Origin of the sequence: Paenibacillus sp. CAA11 (genome assembly GCF_003060825.1) — a bacterium.
Taxonomy (GTDB): domain Bacteria; phylum Bacillota; class Bacilli; order Paenibacillales; family Paenibacillaceae; genus Fontibacillus.
This window is the reverse complement of the sequence record NZ_CP028922.1, coordinates 486,458-511,808: the sequence shown is the minus strand read 5'-3', so window position 1 is coordinate 511,808 and position 25,351 is coordinate 486,458. Positions and strand designations below refer to the sequence as shown.

Below are 25,351 nucleotides of genomic sequence, written 5' to 3'. Positions count from 1 at the left end.
AAACGTTTGAATCTTGAGGTTAGCTCTTTCCTTGGTTTAAGCTGCACTCGAGCCACCTCAACCAAGTAAGCGCTTTATTTAATTTGCATTATATCTGATCTCCTGGTTTTGTAAATCGTTTGCATCTATCCTTATTAGTTGTATTTCTCCTATTTCCTCTTGATTACTCGTGATTCCTGAGAATATTTGCTTTATCCTTATTTTCCCTATTGGTGTGTACATTCTGTCTAACGGCTTTAATCTTTAAGCTTTTTATGAACAATTAGCCTTTCATACTGTGGTTTCACTGGATTATCTATTTACTTTCTCCAGCCTTTAGATTAAGATTACAATGTGAAAGCAAACGGTTCCATAAAGGAGGTTTCTCATGGCTGTTACTATCAAGGATGTCGCCAAGAAGGCCGGAGTATCGCCCTCCACCGTGTCCAGGGTACTGTCCAATCATCCCAGAATCAGTGTCGAAACCTCAAGAAAAGTCAAGGCAATCATGGAGCAGCTCGGTTATCATCCCAATATCATGGCGAAGAGCCTGGTATCAAAGACAACCAACAGCATCTGTGTACTCCTGCCGAAGCCGGCAGAAGAACTGTTCTCCAACCTGTTCTATATGGATTTGATTCGAGGAATTGTTACACAGGCCAACCGTTCAGGCTACGATGTGCTGCTAAGCTCTGGAGCAAGCGAGAAGGAAGAGCTTGAAGCTCTGACCCGGCTCCTGCGCGGCAGACGAGTGGACGGGGCTATTCTGCTGTATTCCCGGAAGGATGATCCCGTGATCGACTTCCTGCACAGCAATAACTATCCGTTCACCCTCGTGGGCCGCAGCGATAGCTATGATGATATTATGACAGTGGATAACGATAACGTGCAGGCCGCCTATGACGCCACCAAGCACCTCATCTCCATGGGACATGAGCGCATTGGTTTCGTGAGCGGTCCGCCGAATCTTGTTGTCTCCAAAGACCGGATGGAAGGCTACCGCAAAGCGCTGAGTGACGCCGGACTTGAGACCCGCCAAGAGTGGATTGTAGAAGGTGAGTTCCTTCAGGAGAGCGGCTACCGGGCAATGTCTTTCATCATGAGTCTGCCGCATCGTCCAACAGCGCTGGTCGTGGTCGACGACATGGTGTCGCTGGGCGTACTGCGCGGGCTGCATGAGCTGAAGTTCAAGGTTCCGGAAGACATTTGTCTTGTGAGCTTTAACAATATTCCGATCGCGGAGCTGTCTACGCCGCCGATTAGCAGTATTGATATCGGAATCTACCATCTGGGTTATACCGCTTCTCAAGTACTGATTCAGAGCATTCAGCAGGAAGACAGCAAGCAGTCTCTGCCGACAAGACATATCATTCCCCACCGCTTGATGGTTCGGGAATCGTCCATGTTCGCCGTGCAGAAGAAGTGATTGCCCTAAGTAAGGAATACAGGACCCGGTACGGGCAGTGAGAAAAAATAATTGAAGCAGCGATGCTTCATTTATTTTTCGCCGTTTGTTCAAACGTTTGCGCTTAATAGCTAAGGGGGAAACCTATGATGTCTGAAATCAAAACTTGTCTATTCGATTTGGACGGTGTGCTTGTCGATACCGCAAAATATCACTATCTCGCCTGGAAGCGGCTCGCTGCCGAGCTTGGCTTCGAATTCACCGAGGCGCATAACGAGCGTCTGAAGGGCGTCAGCCGGGCAGCATCGCTCGATATTCTGCTTGAGGTCGGCGGCCTTATGCTGGAGCCGCAGGTGAAGCAGGAGCTGGCCGAGCGCAAGAACCGCTGGTATGTCGAGTCCATCTCGCGCATGGATGCCTCGGAAATTCTGCCTGGAGCACTGGAATTTCTCAAGGCCTGCAAACAGCATGGGCTCAAAGTAGCCCTCGGCTCCGCGAGCAAGAATGCGATGCTGATTCTAAATAATACCGGGCTTACGCCTTATTTTGACGCCATTATTGATGGAACCAAGACGAGTGCTGCCAAGCCCGATCCTGAGGTGTTCCTGCTTGGTGCGGAGGCAGTCGGCGTTCAGCCGGAGCACTGTGTCGTCTTCGAGGATGCCGAAGCGGGCATTGAAGCTGCCAGCCGCGCCGGTATGCGCAGTGTCGGTATCGGCTCGCCTGCCACGCTCGGCCGGGCCAACACCGTTGTCCCTTCCCTCGCGGAATTTACCGTAGAGCGGCTGCTGGCCGAGGTATAAGCCATTTAAACATGAATACGAATAGGTAACCCGTCACGCTATGCGTGCCTTTTTATATAAGTTTCGCCGAACATAACTAAAGGAGCCGATGATTGTGAAGCAATATTTGAAAATTGACGAATGGTCCATTATCGAAGATTCATTTGATCCTTCTACTCAAGAGATTTCCGAGAGCGTTTTCAGCATTGGCAACGGCTTTATGGGCCAGCGTGCCAACTTTGAAGAAGCCTACAGCGGCCGTTCCCTTCAGGGCAGCTATATGGCTGGTGTCTACTATCCGGATAAAACCCGGGTCGGCTGGTGGAAAAACGGCTATCCGGAGTATTTTGCCAAGGTCCTGAACTCCACCAACTGGATCGGCATCGATGTCGAAATTGAAGGCGTTCAGCTGGATCTGGCGGCTTGTCAGGTTACGGATTTCCGCCGCGAGCTGAACATGAGAGAAGGCTGGCTCTCCCGCAGCTTTACGGCAGAGCTCGAAGGCGGCAAGCAGGTTCGCGTAGAAGCCATCCGCTTCGTCAGCGTCAAGCGCCATGAGGTTGGAGCGATCCGCTATTCGGTCACGCCGCTGAACTTCTCCGGCCGCATCAAGTTCACCCCTTATCTGGATGGAGACGTTCAGAACAAGGACTCCAACTACGAGGAGAAATTCTGGAACGAAGTGGCCAAGGAAGCGAATCCAGAATGCGCCTATTTGACGCTGAAGACGAAGAAGCTGGATTTTCACGTAACCTCCGTGATGTCCTACGAAGCCGCCAAGCATGGAGAGAAGCTTGAGATTGACCCAAGACCCCTGGAGAAGGAGAAATACGTCGGCAGCCAGTTCACCGTGGAAGCGGGCCAGAATGAGCAGATCACCATTTACAAGTATGTAGCTAATGTAACCTCCCGCAACTACGGGCTTGGACAGCTTGTAGACGCCGGAAAAGCGGCCCTTCAGGGAGCGCTGGAAGCTGGGTTCCAGGTTCTGCTGCAGGAGCAGCGCGATGCCTGGGCCGAGAAGTGGAAGGAAAGCGACATTATTATCGAAGGAGACGTTTCGGCGCAGCAGGCGATTCGCTTTAATATTTTCCAATTGAATCAGACCTATAGCGGTGAAGACGATCGCTTGAATATCGGGCCGAAGGGCTTCACTGGCGAAAAATACGGCGGCAGCACCTATTGGGATACGGAAGCCTACTGTGTGCCTTTCTATCTGAGCACGGCGGATGCCAGCATCGCCCGCAATCTGCTGATCTACCGTTACAAGCATCTGGAGAAGGCGAAGGAGAACGCGCGCAAGCTCGGCTTCACCAAAGGCGCCCTGTACCCGATGGTTACCATGAACGGCGAGGAATGCCACAACGAATGGGAGATCACCTTCGAGGAGATTCACCGCAACGGGGCGATCGCCTATGCCATTTACAATTATGTCAATTACACCGGAGACAAGAGCTACTTAGGGCAATACGGCCTTGAAGTCCTGGTGGAGATCTCCCGGTTCTGGGAGCAGCGCGTGAACTATTCCGCCTCCAAGGACAAATACGTCATGCTCGGCGTGACCGGGCCGAATGAGTACGAGAACAACGTTAACAACAACTGGTACACGAACCGGATCGCGTCCTGGACGCTGGAATATACGCTGGAGGTGCTGGACTACCTGGAGAAGAACGAGCCTGCCCGGTATGAGGAACTGGTAGAGACGCTGCAGCTGCAGGACGAGGAACGCAGCATCTGGAAGGACATTATTGCGAACATGTACTATCCGGTCGATGAAGAGCGTGGCATCTTCCTGCAGCAGGACGGCTTCCTCGACAAAGAGATCATCCCGGTCAAGGAGCTTCCGCCAGAGAACCTGCCGCTGAACCAGAACTGGTCCTGGGACCGTATCCTGCGCTCCTGCTACATCAAGCAGGCGGACGTCCTGCAGGGACTGTACTTCCTGGGCGACCGGTATGACCTGGAGACCAAGAAGCGCAACTTCGATTTCTATGAACCGATTACCGTGCACGAGTCCTCTCTCTCCCCTTGCCTGCACTCCATTCTCGCCTGCGAGCTTGGCTATCGGGAGAAGGCCTATGAGATGTACCTGCGCACCGCGCGGCTTGATCTCGACAACTATAACAACGACACCGAGGACGGCTGCCATACCACCAGCATGGCCGGCACCTGGATGTCTGTAATCCAAGGCTTTGGCGGGCTGCGTGTCCAGAACGATGAGCTGGTGCTGAAGCCATTCATTCCGGGCCACTGGACCTCCTTCTCCTTCAAGGTGATGTTCCGCGGCGCCCGCCTGAAAGTCAATGTATCGGACCAGGAGATTACCGTGGTCAACGAGACTGAGACCCCAGCAGCGATCCGCATCTATGACCGGAATTATACGGTGAGCGGCTTCGGACAAATCCAGGCCGAGAGCCGTGCGGTGAACGCGTAACAATTTAATGGTGTTATGGTTTAGCTAGATCGGTTAGGTTAGGTTGAAGAGCTACAAGTGAGTAAGACACTGAGACAGTTCATAGGATGAATTCTGATCGTTAAGGACTTATAAGATTCAGCTCGTAAACTATTAAGATTCAGCTCATAAACTATTCGAAGGGTTAATGAAGAGTGCCCCTCTCTTCGATTCGCAGAGAGGGGCACTCTATTTATGCTGTGTGGGGTTGGGGAGCGGTCGCTAGTTTGCGGATTTATCGGGTTTGCAGGTGATGCGTCGCTATTTTTCTATACGAACATAACTTCGCAATGCCAAAAAAAGCCCCAGCACAAAAACGAAGCATAAACTGATAATCCCTCCAGGAACATACGTAAATGTTCTTCCCATTGTGCCATGTGGAGAAAACAATACGGGTACAGTCCATGGATAAAAAGTATTCCCCGGTATATTAACCAAAACAAAATTCAAACACATAACCGTACACATCCCCACAATGGCGGGCACGAATTTTTTCCATCGAATAGCGAAGAACGTAATGATCGGGACGAGCATAGCGTGCATAAGCATCATTTTAGCAAAGACCCCAAGCTGATAAATCACGACTTCAAAAGTTAGCGGTCTGGCCGTAATAAACAAACCCAGTACTGCAGACAGTCCAAATGCCATTAGCAGGCTAACCACGATGTACATATAAATTACAAGTATCTTACTGAAATAAAGGCGACTCCGATGAACAGGGCTTGAGAAAAGGGCAATGTGGGTATTCTCCTGATGCTCCCTCGCATAGATATAGCAAGTCAAAATGTAGTAGCTCATATACCCTGTCAGAAAGTTAATAAGAATAACAACACTCATAAAGTAGTTATTCCATCCATTACGGTCTATGGAAAGCTTAGGATTTATAGCGTAAGTACTAAAAATCATAAAAACGGTTGCCGCTAAAATAAACACACTTAGAAAGAGAATTTTAGTTCCTTTCAGCTTTAAGCACTCTGCTTTAATCAGGTCAAGCATAGTAACCCTCCTTTTACAAAAACGCCCCATTTAGTCTTTTCTTTGATATGTCCATATGGATAGAAACAATCCAAGAAGAAAAGTTATGGATAAACTCAACCACGCTACAGGAATATTGACGTGTCTGGTTGCACTTTCCTCATTGGGGGACAACAGATAGGGCACAATCCACGGGTACCATTCACTTTTACACAAAAAGCTCAGAAATATAACCGTACAAACTAAGAGTACAACTACCATAAAACTTTTCCAGCGTATAGCAAAGAAAGAGGCGATCGGGATCAACATCGCATGCATCACACACATTTTAGCAAACACTTGGATCTGATATCCCCAGATGGCCGGCGTTAATGGCCGATCTGTAATGGACAGGCCTAATAATATAGATAGAATCAGAACGGTAAATAGGGAAACGATAATAAATCCATAAATAATAATCAATTTACTAAAATAAAATTTAACCCTGGTGACTGGCGTGGTAAACATAAATAGATGCGTCTTTTCTTGATACTCTCGTGCAAAAATATGACCGGTTAATATGTAGTAACTAATAAATGCGGCTGCAATATTAACCAGGAAAACAATATTTGTAAAATAGTAGTCCCATCCCAATTTATCAATTGAATAACTGTAAAAAGCAGCGCTTAGGATGAATTCCAGCAGTATAACAGCCAGCAATATAATATAGCTTAACAAGAAGGCTTTAGAGCCTTTAAGTTTAATAAGTTCTGCTCTAATCACGTTTCCCACCCTCTCCCGAAATGAGGGCCAAAAAGTAATCCTCTAGTGTCTGCTTTATGGTGTGTATTTCATAGACTGAAAACTGATGATCTATTAACTGTTTGTTTAGTGCAGCTGTGTTTTCAATCGGACTATGAATTCTTAGTTGCTGTGAGGATAGCACTTGGGATTGTAGCTGCTTCATATGCTCTTGCAAAAATTTGTGTACCGCTTCTGCATCATCTACCTTTAGATCTGTATATTGCTCAAAACTTTCCTCCAACTGACTCAGTCGATCTTCCGCTAACAGTTTTCCATTATGTATAATCCCAATGTGAGTAGCTACCTGCTGAATTTCGCTCAAAATGTGGCTGGAGATAAGGATCGTCTTCCCTTCTTCCTCACACAATCGCTTCAATAGCTGACGAATTTCCTTAATTCCAGATGGGTCCAGTCCGTTCGTCGGCTCATCCAATATAAGCAGCTCAGGGTCATGAATAAGCGCTCTTGCAATGCCTAATCGTTGTCTCATTCCTAGGGAGAAATCCTTAAACTTTTTTGTGCCCGTATGTTCTAACCCTACCGTAGTTAAGGTTCGCTCTATCCTTCCATCGTCGCGCACCCCCATGTACGTACAGCAGATTCTCAGATTATCGCGTGCACTCAAGTTGTCATATAAGCCAGGAGTTTCGATGATCGTGCCAATCTTAGAAAAGATAGACGGATAGTTCTTCTCCAGCGGCTCACCAAATAAAAAAACCTCCCCGCTTGTTGGCTCAATCAGCCTCATCAGCATGCGGATGGTAGTCGTCTTGCCAGCTCCATTTTCACCAAGGAAACCATAAATACTCCCCCGCGGCACATGTAAGGAAATATCGTCTACAGCTATCGACACCCCGTATTTCTTATGCAGCTTATTTGTCTCAACAATAAAGTCCACTCTTCTCAACCTCCTAATTACATTAACCACCAGGCAGCATACATTTGCCAAAGTATACAATCAGATATAAATAGCATTTATTGTACTTTAATCCATTTTACCTATAAATAACAAATCGTATTGTACCTCTTTCAACGAAGTGAATATATGATAAAAAATACTAGTAAATAGAGATTTGTTATTTTTGGATTAATTCAATGCACGCACCCGTGTGGGATGCGACGTGAGTCATCCGACGTCGCGACCTACACCATAATTTCAATCCACGCACCCACATGGGGTGCGACATTGCATCGGTGATTACCACCTTATCTCCCGGCTATTTCAATCCACGCACCCACGTGGGGTGCGACCATTAAGCCGGGAGATAAGGAACGTGCTTTACTTATTTCAATCCTCGCACCCACGTGGGGTGCGACCTGCGATCTCTTCCGGCGTTAAGCCCTCAGCCCAAAATTTCAATCCACGCACCCACGTGGGGTGCGACTTTAAAGCTTCAATAATGCGATCCAATGATGATATTTCAATCCACGCACCCACGTGGGGTGCGACATTTTTGTATGCCATGTTAACGCCAAACAAAAAGGATTTCAATCCACGCACCCACGTGGGGTGCGACGTTGTAGATTGTGTGCCATATGATGCGTCAATTCTATTTCAATCCACGCACCCACGTGGGGTGCGACAACGGATATTGGAGGCGGAGATCGATGCAGGAAAAGATTTCAATCCACGCACCCACGTGGGGTGCGACTACAAGATATGAGAGATTATAGATTCAGAGGTAAATTTCAATCCACGCACCCACGTGGGGTGCGACACCTTTATCCTTTCAAGGTTCACCACGACGCTTATATTTCAATCCACGCACCCACGTGGGGTGCGACGCTGTTAACCCTTCTGAGCTCATAAAGCGAATTATATTTCAATCCACGCACCCACGTGGGGTGCGACGGTATCCCTGTTGGATTCCTGCACCCGGAAATATATTTCAATCCACGCACCCACGTGGGGTGCGACTGTAATATACAGGATATATGTGAGATGGGGAGGAGATTTCAATCCACGCACCCACGTGGGGTGCGACGCAGCTTATTCGCATATTGTCCAAGAAAATAAAACATTTCAATCCACGCACCCACGTGGGGTGCGACATTGGATCGGGCGGCTGCTGGAGAACCTTTCAATATTTCAATCCACGCACCCACTCGGGGTGCGACTCCGGGGGCTTCATTTATGAGGTCGATAATAGGGGATTTCAATCCACGCACCCACTCGGGGTGCGACGTTTTTGCTTGATAGGACATACTACCCCTCCTTAATAATTTCAATCCACGCACCCACTCGGGGTGCGACTGGATGATTTGTTTCTTGTGCAAAAAGTTTTTAAAATTTCAATCCACGCACCCACTCGGGGTGCGACAGTTTATTGGCGCATTGGGTTTAGGATTTTTGCGATTTCAATCCACGCACCCACTCGGGGTGCGACTATGATGATCGACCTATAATTTATGACATTAAAGGTATTTCAATCCACGCACCCACTCGGGGTGCGACTGTTTATTGTGCGAATTTGGATATGCCAGCACGGATTATTTCAATCCACGCACCCACTCGGGGTGCGACGTTTACCTATGGATTTTGATCTCAAATTTTATGATCTATTTCAATCCACGCACCCACTCGGGGTGCGACGTTCGGAGTTTTAACTACCAGGTAAATACTGTTCCAATTTCAATCCACGCACCCACTCGGGGTGCGACCTGTATTTCATTATGAATTCTGGCGGATTATATATTTCAATCCACGCACCCACTCGGGGTGCGACTGGATGATTTGTTTCTTGTGCAAAAAGTTTTTAAAATTTCAATCCACGCACCCACTCGGGGTGCGACATGTTGATAATTTGAAGCCTGGAGATTATCAGATTATTTCAATCCACGCACCCACTCGGGGTGCGACCGTTTTACCTTCGATGGTTCTTTATAAATATTGGATTAATTTCAATCCACGCACCCACTCGGGGTGCGACTTTTAAATGTGCAGGGTGGTAATTATCCGTTAAGATGATTTCAATCCACGCACCCACTCGGGGTGCGACCGGAGTTTTAACTACCAGGTAAATACTGTTCCAATTTCAATCCACGCACCCACTCGGGGTGCGACTTGTAAAAATCAAAAGACAGAGTTATAATTGATTTATATTTCAATCCACGCACCCACTCGGGGTGCGACAGCGAAAATACACAGAATTAATCCCATTTCGGCATCAATTCCATGCCTTTTCACAATTTCCAATGTTAAAACAGTCTTAATCCAATCTTGACTTTGGGCAAATCGAATGCCATTCTGCGCATTTCGACAAAAACTGAGGTGCGAAAGCCCCGGGATTTTTATGGGAGCTTCACATTCGCACTTCACTTCAGAGAATGAGCGGCCCCTCCATATCATAAGCTGGCTTAGCTCCGACATGATCTACCTTCTTTTTATAGTTATCCCCTAAGTTATAGAAACGCAAGCTGTCTTCAGTCTCATCGATCAGCTCTTCTAATTCATATTTCAGGCGTCGGAACTGAGTAGAGTCTAGAATGCACTCGAAGACAGAGTTTTGTACTCTTTGTCCGTAATCCATGCACTTCTTAGCAACCTTAGACAGCCGTCTTCTTCCTTCACGGTCTGAGGTTTTGACATCATAGGTTATAAGCACCAGCACGCGATACACCTACTTCCACAAGAATGGAGGATACTCATCGAGATCACCTCGGATGAACCTGGCTAATAAAAGCGCTTGAGCATAAGGTACCAATCCCCAGGGAACTTTCTCATTCAAATAGGGATGTACAATCTTCTCCTGCTTCCTTTCCTGCCAAGCCTTCAGCACCTTCTTACGAGTCTCGTCATCCATGATGACGGCACCGTTCTCCTTGCGGTAGAAACCTTTCTCGTTAATGATCTTCTTATTAATCAAGGAAAGGACGAAACGATCAGCCATCACACCCCGAAGCTCCTCCATTACATCGAGGGCCAGAGAAGCTCGTCCAGGCCGATCTCTATGCAGAAACCCTACATAGGCGTCTAATCCTACAGCTTCAAGAGCTGATCTCATATCATTAGCCAAAAGGGTATAGGCAAAGGATAGCAGTGCATTCACGTTATCGAGCGGCGGCCGCTTATTCCGTCCGTGAAAGTAAAAATGCTCCTTCTGCTGCAGAATCAGATCATCGAAAACGGAGTTATACTGAACGGCTGCAGCCCCTTCGATCCCCCGTAACACTTCCAAATCTTCAACTTCACGAAGAAGCTTCATACTTTCCGTCAAGGAGAATGTGACTTTCTTGATTCGCTCGACATCCATACGAAGAGCATAGTCCCGGGTAGCACGTTCCAAAATCCACTTGTTGTTATAAAGCTTGCCGACAATCATATTCCTCGCAACGAGAGCACTTCTCCGCTCATCGTCTGAGATGCGGTATTGCTCTTTTCTGAGGACCACATTTCCTCGGCTCTCTCCAATTACGCGGGCTAAGAAACGCCCACTGCTCGTCATGAAGGTCAGCGCGATATTTCGCGATGCACAGGCCCCCATAAGCCCCGGGCTAACCCCTGCATAACCAAACGTACATACCGCCTCTAAATTGTGCAGAGGGTATCTGGCCAACACCGCTTCTTCCTGCTTGACCACAATATTCTCGCCATCTAGCGACAAATAGGTGTCTGGCATGGTAACAAACAATGTATTTAGCAGCTTTTTCACTCATTCAACCTGCTTTCAATATAGCTGGAGACCGATCTCTTATTCAGGATTTCCGGTAGACACACCAGGTTCAGGGAACAGCTCTGGCAATGCGGCCCGGCCTTAGCCTTTGGAGTATGTCTATTCTTAAAATACTGACGCATCTCTTCCCAGCTTGCCTTTACTCGTTCCCGGTCAGCCCGGGTGATGATTACTTCTACCCGGTGCTTGATCTCCTCATAATATAGATAGCCCTTAGAGACTTCACAGAGCAGCATCTCTTCCAGACAGATGGCTTGAGTCACCAATTGGGAATGATCTGAATCATCCCGTTTGGGCTTCCCTCGCTTGTATTCCACAGGATAAGGAAGGAATAATCCTTCCTCACCTGCCAGAGGGACCCCATCAGGATCGCGTACAAATTCAACCACGTCGCATATCCCTGTAATGCCAAGCTCTCTTGAGTGAACCGGCATAGCCCGAACAACCAGCTTGTCTCCCCGCTTCTCGCGAATCATCGGCTGATCCGCTTTTCTATGTAAGTAGGTACCTTCTATTGTCTTAACATTCTCTTCCCATTGCTGCTCAATATGGATTAATGCCCACTGCCTTCTGCAAAAATTAAAATGCTGAATGCCGGACAGCAGCAGGTAATCATCCTCTTTATAGTCCTGCATATTCTTGGACAGGCAATCCTTCAAGCGGAGTTACAGTGATCGAGTAATCGTCAATCGATTTGCCTTCGGATACTCCATCTTTCAGCTTCACCTCAAGGGAACGATGAACCTTGGCAGACGAATACTGACCCAGCTTGGAGGAATGCTCCCACCAGTACAAATGGTGCACTTCCATACTTCCATCCGGGCGAGCTGAAGAAGTATCATTTTCAAATAATGTGCGCAAAGCTTCACGAATCTTCTCCGCATCTTCAGACGTAAATCCGGTCTTCTCCGCTAATTGGGTATTGATGCTTCCATAGAATACATAGACTCCGAAATCCACTCTGTGCTTCATCCCCATGGTATCTGAGCTCTTCTTATTAGGATCTTTAGGAGTTACGGCATTAACGCTCTTCGTAATCTGCATGCTGGTAATATCAATCGGTTCTACACTTACTGCAGTATGAATAGATACTGGACCTCGAATACCTACAGATACCTCAGAACCGCTAAAGGCAAAGACTTGCCCAAAGCTGCGTACGTCCATCCATGCATTGCAAGCCGCAGCAGCGTAAAGTTCATTATTTTGCTTCTTGCCCTTAGCAAACTCCGTTACCTCGGCATTCGCATCCACTCGCTCCTTGATGCTTCGATATCCGTCGCTGCGACGCTCATCGGATTGTACTAGTATCGCTTCACCCATATCCTGCAGTCGGTTACGGATCTTGCGCTTGATACATACGTCCGAAATCTCTCCGTGGCCATCATAGTTCTGACGAGGACGATTTCCATTAAGCGGGTCTCCATTAGGATTAGCATTACGAACAGACAACACTACAGCAAAGTCAATTTTATGATCCAGTACGCTCATTTAATTCTCTCCTTCTTCCTCTGGATTGGATGGAATCTGGGCTTGTTCTTCAGCTCCGTCATTCTTATCCTTCTTGCTCGTATACAAATCATTGCGCTGACTGTAAAAGCCTAATAAATATAAGCCATTCAAAGGCTTATCTGTAAAGTCTTCGAACTGAATCCGGCCTCCAACTTCATCTAATAAACGGTTATAGTAGTGCAGCTCTGTTCCAAGTCTTGCTTGGTACGGTTGAATATTGGATTGGATAATGGACCAAGTGCGTGTCGGGCGCTGGGCAAAAACATTCATGTAACGAATGGCATTTGTCGCGCGCTTCTCATCTCTGCCCAGAGCTCGTCTCTCCAAGACATCGGCAATCGCCAGCAGACGGCCAAACAGATAGTTCCGATCTGTCGTTTCAGTATTTAAGCTCACTTCATAGCCCTCTTTCTCAAAGGTTTTATTTACTACAGCACAGGTAATGCCGAGTGCCTTCTCCCATTCCCAGCTGTCCATAGCCACCGGATTTGAGGCTCGGTTAATGGCGCTTCGTACAATATCCATTGGGATAGGGCGACCCTCAATGATACAAGGGAGCATTCGCTCCATCAGACCTTTCACCAGCTTATCACTGACATGTGAACCGTAGGCTGCAAGTGCAATATCCCTGGTTGCCGGTGCTCCAATAAAAACAATAGGCTTGTTATCCTGATCTTTGCGGTAGCGATGCTGCCATGAGCAGCTTTCATGCCAGTGCTGGAGCTTGTCCAGAAACACACGATGATTAAGCTCCTGATAGTAGACAATGGACATGCGCCCTGGTGTTGCCGCATCAAGCACCATGACGATAACATTCGACTTGTAATCCCCGTCAAAGCGATAACCCCCGATAGCTTGCCGCACCTGATTGGCAAACTCCTTATGGGTGCTATCCCCTGCGCCCCCTTCTTCATCTTCCTCTCCATAAAGGCTGAAAGTATCTGCGAACGGATCCGGGAGATCCAGCTTCTCTGTGCCCCATACCAGAAAGACTTTACCGTCTACCGCAAACCCTTGCCGCTCGATCAGCCATTTCAAGGCATTATGTGCCTTCTGAGACACTTCATAGCTGACCGAAGCCACCTCTCGGCTAGTCCGAAAGCGTCCGCGATAGGTGAAGCCAGATGAGTCATTCGCTGAGATCAGCTTGGACTTATCCCCAGAGTGACGGATACGTGAAGCATGCTTGTCTGCATAAGGCAATAGCTCCCCTGTGACATAACACAAATCCATCTCTTGCAGGTTCTGCTCATAATAATGAATAAATGACTGCTGAACAGAACGATCACGCCACAATTTAGGCTCCAGATCGCCAGGAATTTGGACTGCAAAGCGTACGAAGGCCGAGCTCTGGTCCGATGCAATCACTTTGAAAATATCAGGTTTCTCCCCCTGCTTCTCTTCCATAGCAGAAGTCCAACTTTTCAACAGTTTGTTATCCTCATCCACCCATAAGATCTGATCCTTAATCAAGTCTGTCATCAAAGTTCCCTTGGCAATGTAATGATAGACACTCTCCACCTTGGGATGCTTATAAGATGAATCGCACCAAGCCTTTAATTGATTCAGATAATCTTCATAAGGTGTACCCTTCACTTCACCGCAGTACCGTGAATAGTCACCTGCCACGTACATGAGCTTGTCAAATAGCGGATAAGGTACTGGAGCGCTTGTCCGGCTGGCGGAGGCTTCCGTACAAGGCATGATCGTGCTGCCGTCTTCCTTATCTACAACTTTGGCGTATAAATAATTTCCTCGCTCATCCAGATGAACTTCAATATGAGCTGTCTGGGTGGTATGTGATACAGGAATTAGCGTATACTCGCGGCCATTTCTCTTCTTCTCGAACTGCCCGATCGCATGCTCATGCTGCTCATACGTCGTATTCAAGTTTGCAAGCCAGCTCATTTATACTCCTCCCTCAGGGAACAACTCATTATACAGACTATCAACGGACTGGATATTCCCGGGAGTGAAGAGTTTGGCCGAAGCGTGCCCGGACTTTCTCACCCTAGTGCATTCTTCGGGACGAATAAACCGGATGACACCGTGCTCCATTTTGACCCTCCATAAACGGGTCTCTCGTTCCTCCCGTCCTGTCTCATCCGGGTAACTGATCCCATGAACCATCATCCCGAAATCAATTTCTGCAACCTGATCATAAGCCCCTTCTCCTTCTCCGAACACACAGGGTTCAACATAGCCCTGGCATTCACGCGCTCCCAGAAAGATATCTCTGCGGCCTCCTGCTTTGACCGCGCGTTGGGCGATATTATGATGCTTATGTTCGTTCCGGTCATCCGCAAGGTCTTCACGATGAGGATTGAATTCAAAATGAGCTCTAACCTGATAGCGCACATCCTTCAGATAAGTATAATAAGCTAATGTATTGCCACCGCTGTATTCAATTGGGCGCATCCCTTTGGATTCCGTCTGAATGGGGTTCATCACTCGAACCTCATCGACATACCAGATTAAGGTCGGCTTCCAGTAAACACTTTCGACGATTCCCTTTATCGCCTGGTAGGTGGGAACCTGGTAACTGAACTTCTCCCCCCCTAGCTTCGTTAGAGGATCCGTAAACAGCCCGTATTTCCCGTGAACTTCAAACTCGATTTGATTGCGCATGGTGTTCCTCCTTTCTTGATAGCTCTGTATGTCTAAATCATTGCAAAGGACCATTCCCCGTTTCCTGCCAAATTAACCCCAAATTGCTTAGAGTAAGCCGGCTGCTTCAAAGCCAGCACATGCCCGTTAAGTAATAAATCAAGATTGTTATTTGCATCCAGCGCCTTGAGCTCATGATCATAAATGTTAACGACATAAGGCTGCAGCTTACGCAGTAGTCCCCCCAGCTCCCCGCCGTCCAATTCTCCATTTAGTGCTGTAATTAAATCTACAGCTTCTTCGTTGTATGGAACCACAATAGAAGTCGCCCTATTGCTAATGGCTTCAAAATACTGCTCGGCTGTAGCGAGAGAAGCTCGTGTCAAAGTCTCGAGAGGCTTATGATGCTTATTCTCATAGGCCTTGCAAAAATCTTTATTAGCACCCAGGAGGTCGTAAAGATTCTTCTGAAGCCCTGCAACCGGATAGTCCATCTCAGTCTGAAATTGACTGTAATAATACTCAAAATAAGCCTTCATAGCCGAGACAGATAACAGGTCTTGATCATACCGCTCAGGAGACTGATTGAACTCATGTAAAATTCTTTGGGTCATCTCCGCTCCAATCCGAATTTCTGGTAGCCGAGTGAGCGATTCATCAGCCGATCTAACAATGTAGACATTACGGATCGGGTCTTTGCCATGCCGGTTACACCTACCCGCCGCTTGAGCGATAGAGTCCAAACCTGAGAGAGAACGAACGACACACTCAAAACTAATATTTACTCCGGCTTCGATTAACTGGGTACTTACGCAGACGACGGGCTCTTCGGCTTCGAGTGACCTTTTGAGTTCTTCTAATATATCCTTACGATGCGCTGCACACATATTGGTACTGAGATGGAACAGGCGTACTCCGCGTTCATTCTCCCTATCCAGCTGTGTAAGTTGATCGAACAATCTACGCACGGCTATTTTCGTATTTAATATGACTAGGACACTCTTCACTTCGTTCATCTGCTGCTGAACAAAATCCGCCAGTTCTTCTGCTCCCCATCCTAGAGATGTCGTTCGATCGTGCACATGAACCCTCTTGAAACTTTGACTTACCTCCCCAAGCTGCTCGATGATCTCCGCTTGCGGGGACATATGCAGCCTATGCTTCACGAAGTCAAGTGCAGGTTGAGTAGCGGTGCACAAGAGAATGCTGGATTTCCCTAGAATATGAAGGAAGTTCAGCGCAGCGTTAAACAATGAGATGCATTTTATAGGTACGGATTGGACCTCGTCAAAAATAATGACCGAATTCGACAGCTGGTGCAATCTCCTTACATTGCGAGTCCCTTTGGCATAGAAGGTATTCAAGAACTGCACCATGGTTGTAAAAATAATCGGGGAATCCCAAGTATCTCTCGCATTCTTGATCTTCTGCTTCCTTAAATCATAATCTTCGTTGTCTAATTCGAACTCCCTCTCCACCACATTGGAATGATGCTCAAGGATCAAATCATCCTCTTGTAAAATAGTTCTAATCTCAGCCGCATTCTGTTCAATAATTGTCGTGTATGGAACAACGTAAATAATGCGGTCTTTGCCATGGGTTAGCGCATGCTTTAGGGCATAGCGCAAACTCGCCAATGTTTTTCCCCCACCTGTAGGAATAGATAAAGTGTAAATCCCAGAGTCACGTTGTGCGAATTCTTCACATCGATCAGACATTTCTCGCCTTAGTCGATTAATGGGGTGCGCTGAGTCCCCCTGCCGTTCCAACTCTGTGAGATGCTGATGTAATGCTTCATAACTCCTGGTAAAGAAGGCATGTTGATCCAGGTTCGGCTCAGAGGATGTGTTCTCCTCAAATTGCCTAGTGTTGCTTCGATCCGCATCAATAAGACAGCTAAAGATATACTTAATGAGAAGGGAAGCCGTGATAGATGGAAGCTTGTGCTGTTGTATGAGCTTCAAATAGTGCTTTAGCTCTTTTTTTGCCTCATTAAAATAGCGGTCCAGCTCCTGTTCAGGAACATGATTAAAGAATTCTTGTTTTGCTTGATCGAACTCCTTCAGCACTTTCTCCTCTACACGCTCAAGAAAAGGCGAGGTTTGCTTGGAGTCAACGAAGTCTCGCAGCCCCTGATGATGAGAAATCACACAATTGGCCAGCCACTCCGCGGCAAATTTGTCTTCTACTGTAGAGGTATTCTTATGGTATCGTTCAAATAGTAATCTGCCGCCCGCTGTGGAATGATCCACAGAGCCTTTGCGGGGAGGCGCCTCCGGATGAGCCACAGCCTCTTGTATGTAGGTGCTGAATTCCATTGTGTTCTTCCCGAGATCGTGCAGAAGTCCGGCTAACCCCGCCAAGTGGCTAACCCCTATCACTCTGCCGTAATTTTCACAGCTTTCCTTTACGGCCTGCAAGTGCTCTATGACTGTCTGAATAGAGCCATCCTTCTGCCTGATATGAGCTATGTACTTCATAACAAGCCTCCTGAACTAAGACTAAGTGATCAGTAAAATAGACGCTGATAAGGTGAATAGTCTTATTTAGTTGTTCGACAAGAACCGAGCATTTCCTTCCAAACTTTTCATTTAAAAGGAAAAAAACGACTAATTTCAACGAATTCTAGGCTGCTTTAAACGACTGACAGAAAAACTACTTGGCATAATTTGGGGAATAGGTTATTTTAAACTCAGAAACCAAGCATGCATGGGAGGAAGAAGTGCGAATGTGAAGCTCCCATAAAAAGCCCAGGGCTTTCGCACCTCAGAATTTGTCGAAATGAGTGGAGATTTACTCAGTCTGCAAAAAGTCAAGACTGAATTAAGACTCTTTTCGCATTGAAAAACATGAAGATGTATGGAGTTAATGCTGCAATGAGATTGATTCCTATGCATTTTCGCTGTCGCACCCTATATGGGTGCGTGGATTGAAATTGTGAAGGTTAATAAAACAGGTTGTAGTACTTCGTCGCACCCTATATGGGTGCGTGGATTGAAATTGAACAACAACATTCATCCCCACACTTGATGATGGTCGCACCCTATATGGGTGCGTGGATTGAAATACCAACTAAAATATCCTCATAATATACTTTCACAGTCGCACCCTATATGGGTGCGTGGATTGAAATCCTGGTCAGATGTAAACATCAAGCGGACAACGGCAGTCGCACCCTATATGGGTGCGTGGATTGAAATTGGTAAGGTTACCGACAATCGCTTTGTAGTACCGTCGCACCCTATATGGGTGCGTGGATTGAAATAATAAGCTGCTTCAGTTTTTGGCTTATCCTTTGGTCGCACCCTATATGGGTGCGTGGATTGAAATTGGCGTCGCATGACGGTGGTCGACCACATGCGGCGTCGCACCCTATATGGGTGCGTGGATTGAAATAAAGCAGACGGTGATAAGGCTGTAGTGATAAGGAAGTCGCACCCTATATGGGTGCGTGGATTGAAATTTAGCCACCCCTCAAAAGAAGGGAAGGAACCACCTGTCGCACCCTATATGGGTGCGTGGATTGAAATATGCCAACCTCTTAGCTTTGCCATAGCTCTAGCTTGTCGCACCCTATATGGGTGCGTGGATTGAAATCAGTCATTGAGAGTAAGCTTGAGACGCTAGATCAAGTCGCACCCTATATGGGTGCGTGGATTGAAATCGCAAAAGGATGGAGCCGAACTGTCAGACGAGGAGTCGCACCCTATATGGGTGCGTGGATTGAAATATTTGTTTTGGCATACTCCAGCAATTCAGCCTTTGGTCGCACCCTATATGGGTGCGTGGATTGAAATCATCAAACGAATCTTATGAAAAGGTTGTCTGTGACGTCGCACCCTATATGGGTGCGTGGATTGAAATACCAGCTTAATGGTGGGTACTGGATCGCATAGATGGTCGCACCCTATATGGGTGCGTGGATTGAAATCTTCACAGAACAACTTTCCACTGACGAGAGAAGCTGTCGCACCCTATATGGGTGCGTGAATTGAAATTCGCTAGATACTATTACCTGTCCTTTGTAGTCCATGTGCACCCTATATGGGGGCGTAGATTGAAATTGATTTTGGTTATCTTTTAACTTATCAGTTGTTGTCGCACCCTACATGGGTGCGTGGATTGAAACACCAAACCCAATCCGTTCGGAGCAGCTGGTGGCTGTCGCACCCTACGTGGGTGCGTGGATCAAAATATTTCTATTGAAACGGTGATCGTAGCTGGTCTGGTACCATCCTCTGTGGGATGCGTGATTGATAGTCGGCAACCATAGCCCCTAGGAATGTTAGCGGTCAGCGTCGCACCCCACAAGGGCGCGCAAATACGATAAAGGAGAACCCAATATGCAACCCGTACTAAACCATTCATGGAATTTAACTGAAACAGAAGCCATCGAGCTACAGCAGGAATTAGCAAGACAGGTTGTCAAAGAGGATTGTTACAGCAGCATTCAATATGTAGCTGGAGTAGATGTGGCTTACAGTGAGCACAGCGATAAACTTATCGCCGCTGTTGTGATTCTTGAATCGGATACGCTGAATTTGGTTGAATCGATCGTGGTAGAGGATCATGTGCAATTTCCTTATATCCCAGGTCTATTCTCCTTCCGGGAGCTGCCGCCCATTGTAAAAGCCTTCGATCAACTAAAAAATACGCCCCAGCTCGTTGTCTGCGACGGCCAGGGAATTGCCCATCCCAGACGGTTTGGATTAGCAAGCCATTTGGGGCTGCTCTTTGATGTGCCCGCGATAGGATGCGGAAAGACCAGGCTTTTAGGAGAATATGAAGAACCGGGGAGCACTCGCGGGGCGTCCTCGCCACTTGTGGACCGCAATGAGGTTATTGGAAATGTGCTCAGAACCCAGGATGCGATAAAGCCCATTTTTGTATCTATTGGACATCGTATATCTTTGAACTCCGCCTGTGACTGGATTCTTAGACTCGCTCCGAGTTATCGCTTGCCGGAAACAACCCGCCATGCCGACCAGTTGGTAAACAGGGTGCTATCGGGTTTAAAAGGGGAGTAGAGCCAGAGCAAGGCTGGGGCTACTATTTATTAAGCTAGCGTAGCAGCGGGGTAGCCTGTTCATACATTAGGAGATTCCAAGTAACAGTCTCCCCACGGCAATCCGTTACCTCGAAACAAGTTTTCCCAAGCTTTTGAGGAAATATCAACTAATTTACGGATACCGTTGGGTACTTTTCCGCTTCCTAAAATAAACAGCCTAAGTTATCGCTATCAATGTTCCTGCGGAACTTGCTAAATTACTTCTTTTGGGTTGACCTTGATCAAGTAGTAATAGCTTGCTTGTGAAAATGACCTGCTTCACCAATACAATTTATAATCCAGTTTCATAATCCTCTATTATATGTGACCAGTATCCTTCAACCTGCTTCATTGCTTCAGGGTCAATCTGTTCGTACAACTCACGTAGTTCTCTTGCATATTTATATGAAGTATAATCCCCTTGTTGCCTCATTCGCATTAACACTTCGTATCTAATCAAATAAAATAAAAAGAATGTTTCCAGATTCTTATTTAGCCTATAAACTTCAGGTTCATGGAAAGAGGAGCTGGTAAAGAGTTCATCGCAACTCTCTTTTACATACAATCCATATCCTGAAAATAAGGAATGACCGATTTTTATAAATCGTACTCCTTCAATCATTAGCTTCTGAAATCTATCTATTTCATAGAATACAAAATCACCAAGTTCCTCTAGAAACCCAATTGTGACCATAAAATCAGCATTATTCAGGCTTACACCTATACTTACTAGATCTCCAATATCATATACAATTAATTCAGAATCATAATATTCTCGAATTTTCCGAATATCAAAGTCCATTTTTTTACCTCTAGTTTTTAAGTTCTTCAACTAAGTGCTAATCTCTCTATGAACTATGTATGTATGTTTCTAACGCCCTAAGTACCGCATCCTTAACTTTACTGACATCATGAACTATAATTCTACGATTGATCTTGAAGTTACCTAACTCCCCTTCCATCTACCTTTACTCTCCACGAATTTGCATCTTCAAGTTTTGCCACATATCTCTCTTGATTAGGGTCAATCAAAAAGCCCCTCCCTACTCATAAAACAAGTGGAAAGAGCTTCTGGATGTTTATCAAGTGTTTAAATCACTTAGTATTTGGTTTGCTAGTTGTATTGTAAGGTCTTGTTGTTAGAGTTGTACACCCGAACTACCTTTTTATATCTGTCATATTTGTTACTGGTTAAATGATGAGTTTATTCGGTACTGGGTAGCTCACCAAAAAGAAAACCTAGAAAAACCAAAACTAATCAAGACTTATTATAGAGCTACTTGTTGCACTTATTTGTCCAATTTTATAAAATCCCCATACTTCTTCATCAGATAACACTAGGTTCATCTTGCATGACATATGATGATCCGACCCGATCTCCTTAAAACTATCCCAGGATTTTTCGAGCATATTCTTGGAGGCTTCCTCTTCGGCCAATCGGTCCGCTTCCTCTTTAAGCCGCTTGGCCTCTTGTTCAGCTTCAATGGCCCACTAGACAGCGAGCTCAATCTCCGAGTAGTTAACTTTTGCCCAGTCTCTAAATTCTGGATACTTCATCCCATATTCAATCACCTTAAGGAGCCGCCCATCTGTCGGCATAGGGGAGTGATTGGTCTTGTATAGGAGAGGACGGAGAGCACCCTAACATGCAAAAGGCTCATTTCTACTTATCGTTCAAGTTGGAACAAGCCTTTTGGGGTTTATCAAGCGTTTGAATTATTTTGCGTATAGTTTGCCGGTTATATTGTACAGTCTAAAGTAATTCACCACATTTCTTCATATTCTTCTACTTTAGTAGACCAATAGCCTTCACTATTTTCCATTGCCTCAGGATCAATTTTTTCAAACTTTTTTCGCACCTCTGTTCCATACGTGTTACAATCCTCTACGTTTTTTAAATTATACTTTTTAGCCTCTTGAAAAAAAATCAAATGGAACAAGAAAAAGGTCTTTAAATCACGATTCAGGAGAGCAATACCATTTTCTGATTCTTTTACTACCTTCCCACTACCAAAACGCACATAAATTTTGTTATCGGTATAATCATGTGGCCTAAAAATACCTATTTGAATGTACTTTTCATCGGAAAATATACAACTTTTAAATTCCTCTAGGGCAAAAAAAGTAAAACCCAGAAAATTGTGCGGAATACCTATCTCACTCATAAAAAGAGCATCACTCTCTACAAAACCCTGCTCAATTAGCTTGTCATAAGGGTATATACGGAAGTCATCATAATATTTCCTAATACCTTCTATATTATATTCCATAGTCGTTTCCCTCACTAACTAATACTAAATAGTTGTTTTAGTGCCTGCTTCAGTTATGTCACTTTCGCATTCGTATACTCTCTAGGTAACAATTGCTTGCAGTTGGTACTTCCCTGTCACTCTAATGATTTAGTTCGCATATTTAATAGTTCAGCGGAATCGTTTGGGCTGAACTTTATATCTCCATGTTAAGTACCCCCGCCTAGTCCCCTATGTTATAAAGTTAAAAAAGAAGCCTTTTCGCTTGATATACCACGAAAACAGCTTCTCAATAACTGGAGCGTGTATACAAATCTAAGCGAGCCAGGCAATGATCAAAGCTAGCAGTCACCAATCGACGATACTGTTTTTTATTCCATTTAGGATAGGTTAATTTAGGTTTAAAAGTCTATCTCTTTCAGACCAGCTATTATCATTCCATAATTAGAGTCCGATAAAGAATTATTACTCAACCTAATTTGTAATTGATTTGTCTGTTTAGGTAATAATCCATCCATTAGAATAATCTCCTGAGTGGAAACTTTTATCCAACCTGCACCCAGTTTGCAGTGCTGATCAAAAAGAGAGCAAGGAATCCAAAATGAATTAAATACATCCCTCCAAACATCTTTAATCGTATATTTCATAAATGTATACTTTTTTATTTTTTGAAAATCTTCAGGTACCACAAAAACCTCATCACTATCAATTCGGGAAGCTTCCTCGCCCAATGTAGCAGGGGTCATATTACTAATATAATATGCTTCTCTTAATTCAGGAGCAGCAATTAATGTCCCTCCATGATTCAGAAGATTTACCTTCTTTTTACTCCTAACGCCAATATACTCGCCGTCTACTAATGTATCTTTGCTCAAAACTGATATCGTTGACGGTATTACTTTTCTCCCCCGCAATCTGATTGGCTTTTGCTCACGTTCTAATAAAATAAATGCCATATATACCTCCTAATTAGAAGATCATTTTACGTATTCCCCATTTAGCACCCTTTTAATATCGTGCAACAACTCCTTTTTTAGTTGATTATCTAAATTATACGTATTAATAATGGCCCGTTTTGCCATTAGCTCTAGTGCCTCTGGAGAGTAACCTGCTTTTTGCAAACCATTTTTGTATTGCTGCCAGTGATTAACCTCCTCAAGCATATCAACAATTCTAAGTTTTTCAGGATTCCACCGGAACCACACTCCATCTTCAATCGAATTCCCTCCAAAAACAGCATATCCTGACTCCGTAATAGTGACCGCATCTCGTCATACTTTATGGATGATTTACTGATTCGTTGTAATCTTCAAGCGGGCATGAAAAGCTGAGTTTGTTTGGCTTCGTTATCTCTCGCCCTCTTAATGAATGTTGCATGGTGCGCAGGCGAGGGAATCTCTATATAATTATTGGCTAGATAATTTCCGATATAAGAATTGCTACACAAACTACCCCATATAATCTTCAGCGATTTGTATATGACTCTTAAGCTCTAAATCTGGGTATCTTTTATCTAGTTGATATAGTAACTCTATATACCTTTTACTTTGTAGATTATAAGCAACATCTTCAAACACTTCACTAAGGTATGAAAGTTCAGTCTTTGAACATTCTTTCAAAAAACCTAATGTTAAATCCTCATTTTTACTCAGCAAATCAATTAATTCAGTCCATTTTTGCTCAATTCTAGGATCATTATCATCAAATAAGGCTCTTGCTCCCAAAACCGCCCGGACTTTTTCATTAAACATAGTACTCTTTACCTCCACCAAAATTATGGTTGCATCATATCGTCTGGGAAAATCGTCCCAATTTCCCCATTTGTTTTAATTACTCCAACTCTGACACCATTATATTCACCAAATATAGTTACCCCATCTGCCACATTCACATGGTCAGGCATATTGGCAACATATTCACCAGACTTTCTAATATCCTCTTTTGTCCATGTCTCTGGAAACCAAGCTTGACCAGTTCCAGTTCTTTTTCCTTTTGATTTGTGCCCTGGAACATTTCCTACCCTAACTCCGTTAGGATACGTCAGCTCAATATTATACTCAATACCATTTTGCTCAAGAAAATCGATATTATCTTGCCCATGGCCACCCCCACTCATTTTTGATATTTCACCAGTCCTTGGATTTCTAGTAAAGTCCCCTATGTTCGCATGATCCAATGCTTCATTACTAACATTGAAAAGATTAGCTTTAACCTTCCCCTCAACCTTCTCAATCGCCCTTTTCTTTTCTATCTCTTCAAGTAATTCCTTCTCCTTCTTCAAGTACTCGTCAAAATTTGAAGCTGCCCGGGCGATTTTGCTCTTCCCTATGTTCTCCAATACGCGCTTTCTGATCTGTTCCTCAAGAATTTTACTGGAGTCCTCAATCCTCTCCTCCACCTCATCCAAAATCTTCGAGGCTTGCGTTGCCTTTACCTCTACAGGATTCTTCGGCAAGACTGGGGTCTTGGTCTTGGACAAGGCACCTTTGGCTCCAGCCACCATCATGACCACCCCTAGGGAGTTCATCCAGTGTTCTTTGGAGAACGGCTCATCGGGATTAATGGCTCCATTTACAGTATCTACCGCCCCCATCGAGAGCCAGTTGAAGAAGTCATAGCCCGAGTCAAAAGCTTTATCCGCGCGATTTTCCATGCCATCTACAAAACCGCTGACAGCGTCAAAAGCACCTGATGTTATATAGTTGCCGAAGTCGTAAATGGAATCAAATTTTTTGTTATTCCGGTCCGTCATTCCCTGCCAGATATCCGACCCTATCTCCTTAAAGCTATCCCAGGATTTCTCGAATATTCAATCACCTTAAGGAGCCGTTGCTCTGTCAACATAGGTGAGTAATCGCTCTTGTATGGATTATAGGAGAGGGCGGAGAGC

At 45.4% G+C, this 25,351-nt stretch carries 20 protein-coding genes and 2 CRISPR repeat arrays; of the genes, 4 read left to right on the top strand and 16 right to left on the bottom strand.

Annotation, left to right across the window (positions count from 1 at the left end):
• The first annotated feature begins 367 nt into the window (after nt 1–367).
• The 3 genes from DCC85_RS02260 to DCC85_RS02250 all read left to right on the top strand — a co-directional run bounded on the left by DCC85_RS02260 (nt 368) and on the right by DCC85_RS02250 (nt 4,600).
• Nucleotides 368–1,405: a LacI family DNA-binding transcriptional regulator gene (locus DCC85_RS02260; protein ID WP_108464116.1), complete on the top strand. Its 1,038-nt coding sequence runs from the start codon at nt 368–370 to the stop codon at nt 1,403–1,405.
• Nucleotides 1,406–1,533: 128 nt separating this feature from the next.
• Entirely contained in the window at nt 1,534–2,187 is a 654-nt protein-coding gene (gene pgmB, locus DCC85_RS02255; RefSeq protein ID WP_108464115.1) for a beta-phosphoglucomutase, read from the top strand.
• Between the two features lie 94 nt (nt 2,188–2,281).
• Nucleotides 2,282–4,600: a glycoside hydrolase family 65 protein gene (locus tag DCC85_RS02250; protein ID WP_108464114.1), complete on the top strand. Its 2,319-nt coding sequence runs from the start codon at nt 2,282–2,284 to the stop codon at nt 4,598–4,600.
• Nucleotides 4,601–4,879: 279 nt separating this feature from the next.
• Here the strand turns inward: DCC85_RS02250 and DCC85_RS02245 are convergent, their stop codons facing one another.
• From DCC85_RS02245 to DCC85_RS02200, 10 genes are all read right to left on the bottom strand, one after another.
• Nucleotides 4,880–5,614 carry an ABC transporter permease gene (locus DCC85_RS02245; RefSeq protein ID WP_108464113.1) on the bottom strand — a complete coding sequence of 245 codons (735 nt, stop codon included), beginning with the start codon at nt 5,612–5,614 and terminating at the stop codon, nt 4,880–4,882.
• Nucleotides 5,615–5,644: 30 nt separating this feature from the next.
• Nucleotides 5,645–6,355: an ABC transporter permease gene (locus DCC85_RS02240; RefSeq protein ID WP_108464112.1), complete on the bottom strand. Its 711-nt coding sequence runs from the start codon at nt 6,353–6,355 to the stop codon at nt 5,645–5,647.
• Nucleotides 6,348–7,274: an ABC transporter ATP-binding protein gene (locus DCC85_RS02235; RefSeq protein WP_108464111.1), complete on the bottom strand. Its 927-nt coding sequence runs from the start codon at nt 7,272–7,274 to the stop codon at nt 6,348–6,350. Before DCC85_RS02235 ends, DCC85_RS02240 begins: the two co-directional genes overlap by 8 nt.
• A 255-nt stretch (nt 7,275–7,529) precedes the next feature.
• A CRISPR array of direct repeats spans nt 7,530–9,509; the repeat unit is 32 nt; unit sequence ATTTCAATCCACGCACCCACTCGGGGTGCGAC.
• A gap of 187 nt (nt 9,510–9,696) precedes the next feature.
• Nucleotides 9,697–9,987 carry a CRISPR-associated endonuclease Cas2 gene (gene cas2 / locus DCC85_RS02230; protein ID WP_108467669.1) on the bottom strand — a complete coding sequence of 97 codons (291 nt, stop codon included), beginning with the start codon at nt 9,985–9,987 and terminating at the stop codon, nt 9,697–9,699.
• Nucleotides 9,988–9,996: 9 nt separating this feature from the next.
• On the bottom strand, nt 9,997–11,028 hold the full coding sequence (cas1c, locus tag DCC85_RS02225) for a type I-C CRISPR-associated endonuclease Cas1c (RefSeq protein ID WP_108464110.1): 1,032 nt from the start codon (nt 11,026–11,028) through the stop codon (nt 9,997–9,999).
• A complete protein-coding gene (cas4, locus tag DCC85_RS02220; protein WP_108464109.1) occupies nt 11,025–11,684 on the bottom strand; it encodes a CRISPR-associated protein Cas4 in 660 nt (219 codons plus the stop codon). The genes cas1c and cas4 overlap by 4 nt, the downstream gene beginning before the upstream one ends.
• Complete coding sequence (cas7c, locus tag DCC85_RS02215) at nt 11,671–12,537, bottom strand: type I-C CRISPR-associated protein Cas7/Csd2 (RefSeq protein WP_108464108.1); 867 nt, start codon at nt 12,535–12,537, stop codon at nt 11,671–11,673. The genes cas4 and cas7c overlap by 14 nt, the downstream gene beginning before the upstream one ends.
• Complete coding sequence (cas8c, locus tag DCC85_RS02210) at nt 12,538–14,466, bottom strand: type I-C CRISPR-associated protein Cas8c/Csd1 (protein WP_108464107.1); 1,929 nt, start codon at nt 14,464–14,466, stop codon at nt 12,538–12,540.
• Entirely contained in the window at nt 14,467–15,186 is a 720-nt protein-coding gene (cas5c, locus tag DCC85_RS02205; protein WP_108464106.1) for a type I-C CRISPR-associated protein Cas5c, read from the bottom strand.
• Between the two features lie 32 nt (nt 15,187–15,218).
• Nucleotides 15,219–17,645, bottom strand: a complete 2,427-nt coding sequence (locus DCC85_RS02200; RefSeq protein WP_108464105.1) for a CRISPR-associated helicase/endonuclease Cas3 — start codon at nt 17,643–17,645, stop codon at nt 15,219–15,221.
• Between the two features lie 424 nt (nt 17,646–18,069).
• Nucleotides 18,070–19,360: direct repeats of the CRISPR family, unit length 32 nt; unit sequence GTCGCACCCTATATGGGTGCGTGGATTGAAAT.
• 148 nt (nt 19,361–19,508) lie between these two features.
• Here DCC85_RS02200 and nfi point away from each other — a divergent pair.
• On the top strand, nt 19,509–20,192 hold the full coding sequence (gene nfi / locus DCC85_RS02195; RefSeq protein WP_108464104.1) for a deoxyribonuclease V: 684 nt from the start codon (nt 19,509–19,511) through the stop codon (nt 20,190–20,192).
• 312 nt (nt 20,193–20,504) lie between these two features.
• Here nfi and DCC85_RS02190 read toward each other — a convergent pair whose 3' ends face one another.
• From DCC85_RS02190 to DCC85_RS23255, 6 genes are all read right to left on the bottom strand, one after another.
• Nucleotides 20,505–21,044 (bottom strand): hypothetical protein, encoded by a 540-nt coding sequence (locus DCC85_RS02190; protein ID WP_234414306.1) that lies wholly within the window; start codon nt 21,042–21,044, stop codon nt 20,505–20,507.
• Between the two features lie 931 nt (nt 21,045–21,975).
• Complete coding sequence (locus DCC85_RS02180; protein ID WP_108464101.1) at nt 21,976–22,482, bottom strand: SUKH-4 family immunity protein; 507 nt, start codon at nt 22,480–22,482, stop codon at nt 21,976–21,978.
• 380 nt (nt 22,483–22,862) lie between these two features.
• Entirely contained in the window at nt 22,863–23,417 is a 555-nt protein-coding gene (locus tag DCC85_RS02175) for a hypothetical protein (RefSeq protein WP_108464100.1), read from the bottom strand.
• Nucleotides 23,418–23,438: 21 nt separating this feature from the next.
• Complete coding sequence (locus tag DCC85_RS02170; protein WP_234414305.1) at nt 23,439–23,624, bottom strand: hypothetical protein; 186 nt, start codon at nt 23,622–23,624, stop codon at nt 23,439–23,441.
• Nucleotides 23,625–23,909: 285 nt separating this feature from the next.
• Nucleotides 23,910–24,212 carry a hypothetical protein gene (locus tag DCC85_RS02165; RefSeq protein WP_108464098.1) on the bottom strand — a complete coding sequence of 101 codons (303 nt, stop codon included), beginning with the start codon at nt 24,210–24,212 and terminating at the stop codon, nt 23,910–23,912.
• 23 nt (nt 24,213–24,235) lie between these two features.
• Nucleotides 24,236–25,213, bottom strand: coding sequence for an EndoU domain-containing protein (locus DCC85_RS23255; RefSeq protein WP_234414304.1), 978 nt, complete (start codon nt 25,211–25,213; stop codon nt 24,236–24,238).
• Nucleotides 25,214–25,351: the final 138 nt, after the last annotated feature.

Excerpts from the sequence above, each read along its gene's own strand:
- DCC85_RS02260 (WP_108464116.1), top strand. The coding sequence starts at position 368 with ATGGCTGTTACTATCAAGGATGTCGCCAAGAAGGCCGGAGTATCGCCC.
- pgmB (WP_108464115.1), top strand. The coding sequence starts at position 1,534 with ATGTCTGAAATCAAAACTTGTCTATTCGATTTGGACGGTGTGCTTGTC.
- DCC85_RS02245 (WP_108464113.1), bottom strand. The coding sequence starts at position 5,614 with ATGCTTGACCTGATTAAAGCAGAGTGCTTAAAGCTGAAAGGAACTAAA.
- cas4 (WP_108464109.1), bottom strand. The coding sequence starts at position 11,684 with ATGCAGGACTATAAAGAGGATGATTACCTGCTGCTGTCCGGCATTCAG.
- cas7c (WP_108464108.1), bottom strand. The coding sequence starts at position 12,537 with ATGAGCGTACTGGATCATAAAATTGACTTTGCTGTAGTGTTGTCTGTT.
- cas8c (WP_108464107.1), bottom strand. The coding sequence starts at position 14,466 with ATGAGCTGGCTTGCAAACTTGAATACGACGTATGAGCAGCATGAGCAT.
- cas5c (WP_108464106.1), bottom strand. The coding sequence starts at position 15,186 with ATGCGCAATCAAATCGAGTTTGAAGTTCACGGGAAATACGGGCTGTTT.
- DCC85_RS02200 (WP_108464105.1), bottom strand. The coding sequence starts at position 17,645 with ATGAAGTACATAGCTCATATCAGGCAGAAGGATGGCTCTATTCAGACA.
- nfi (WP_108464104.1), top strand. The coding sequence starts at position 19,509 with ATGCAACCCGTACTAAACCATTCATGGAATTTAACTGAAACAGAAGCC.
- DCC85_RS02180 (WP_108464101.1), bottom strand. The coding sequence starts at position 22,482 with ATGGAATATAATATAGAAGGTATTAGGAAATATTATGATGACTTCCGT.
- DCC85_RS02175 (WP_108464100.1), bottom strand. The coding sequence starts at position 23,417 with ATGGCATTTATTTTATTAGAACGTGAGCAAAAGCCAATCAGATTGCGG.
- DCC85_RS02170 (WP_234414305.1), bottom strand. The coding sequence starts at position 23,624 with ATGCTTGAGGAGGTTAATCACTGGCAGCAATACAAAAATGGTTTGCAA.
- DCC85_RS02165 (WP_108464098.1), bottom strand. The coding sequence starts at position 24,212 with ATGTTTAATGAAAAAGTCCGGGCGGTTTTGGGAGCAAGAGCCTTATTT.
- DCC85_RS23255 (WP_234414304.1), bottom strand. The coding sequence starts at position 25,213 with ATGACGGACCGGAATAACAAAAAATTTGATTCCATTTACGACTTCGGC.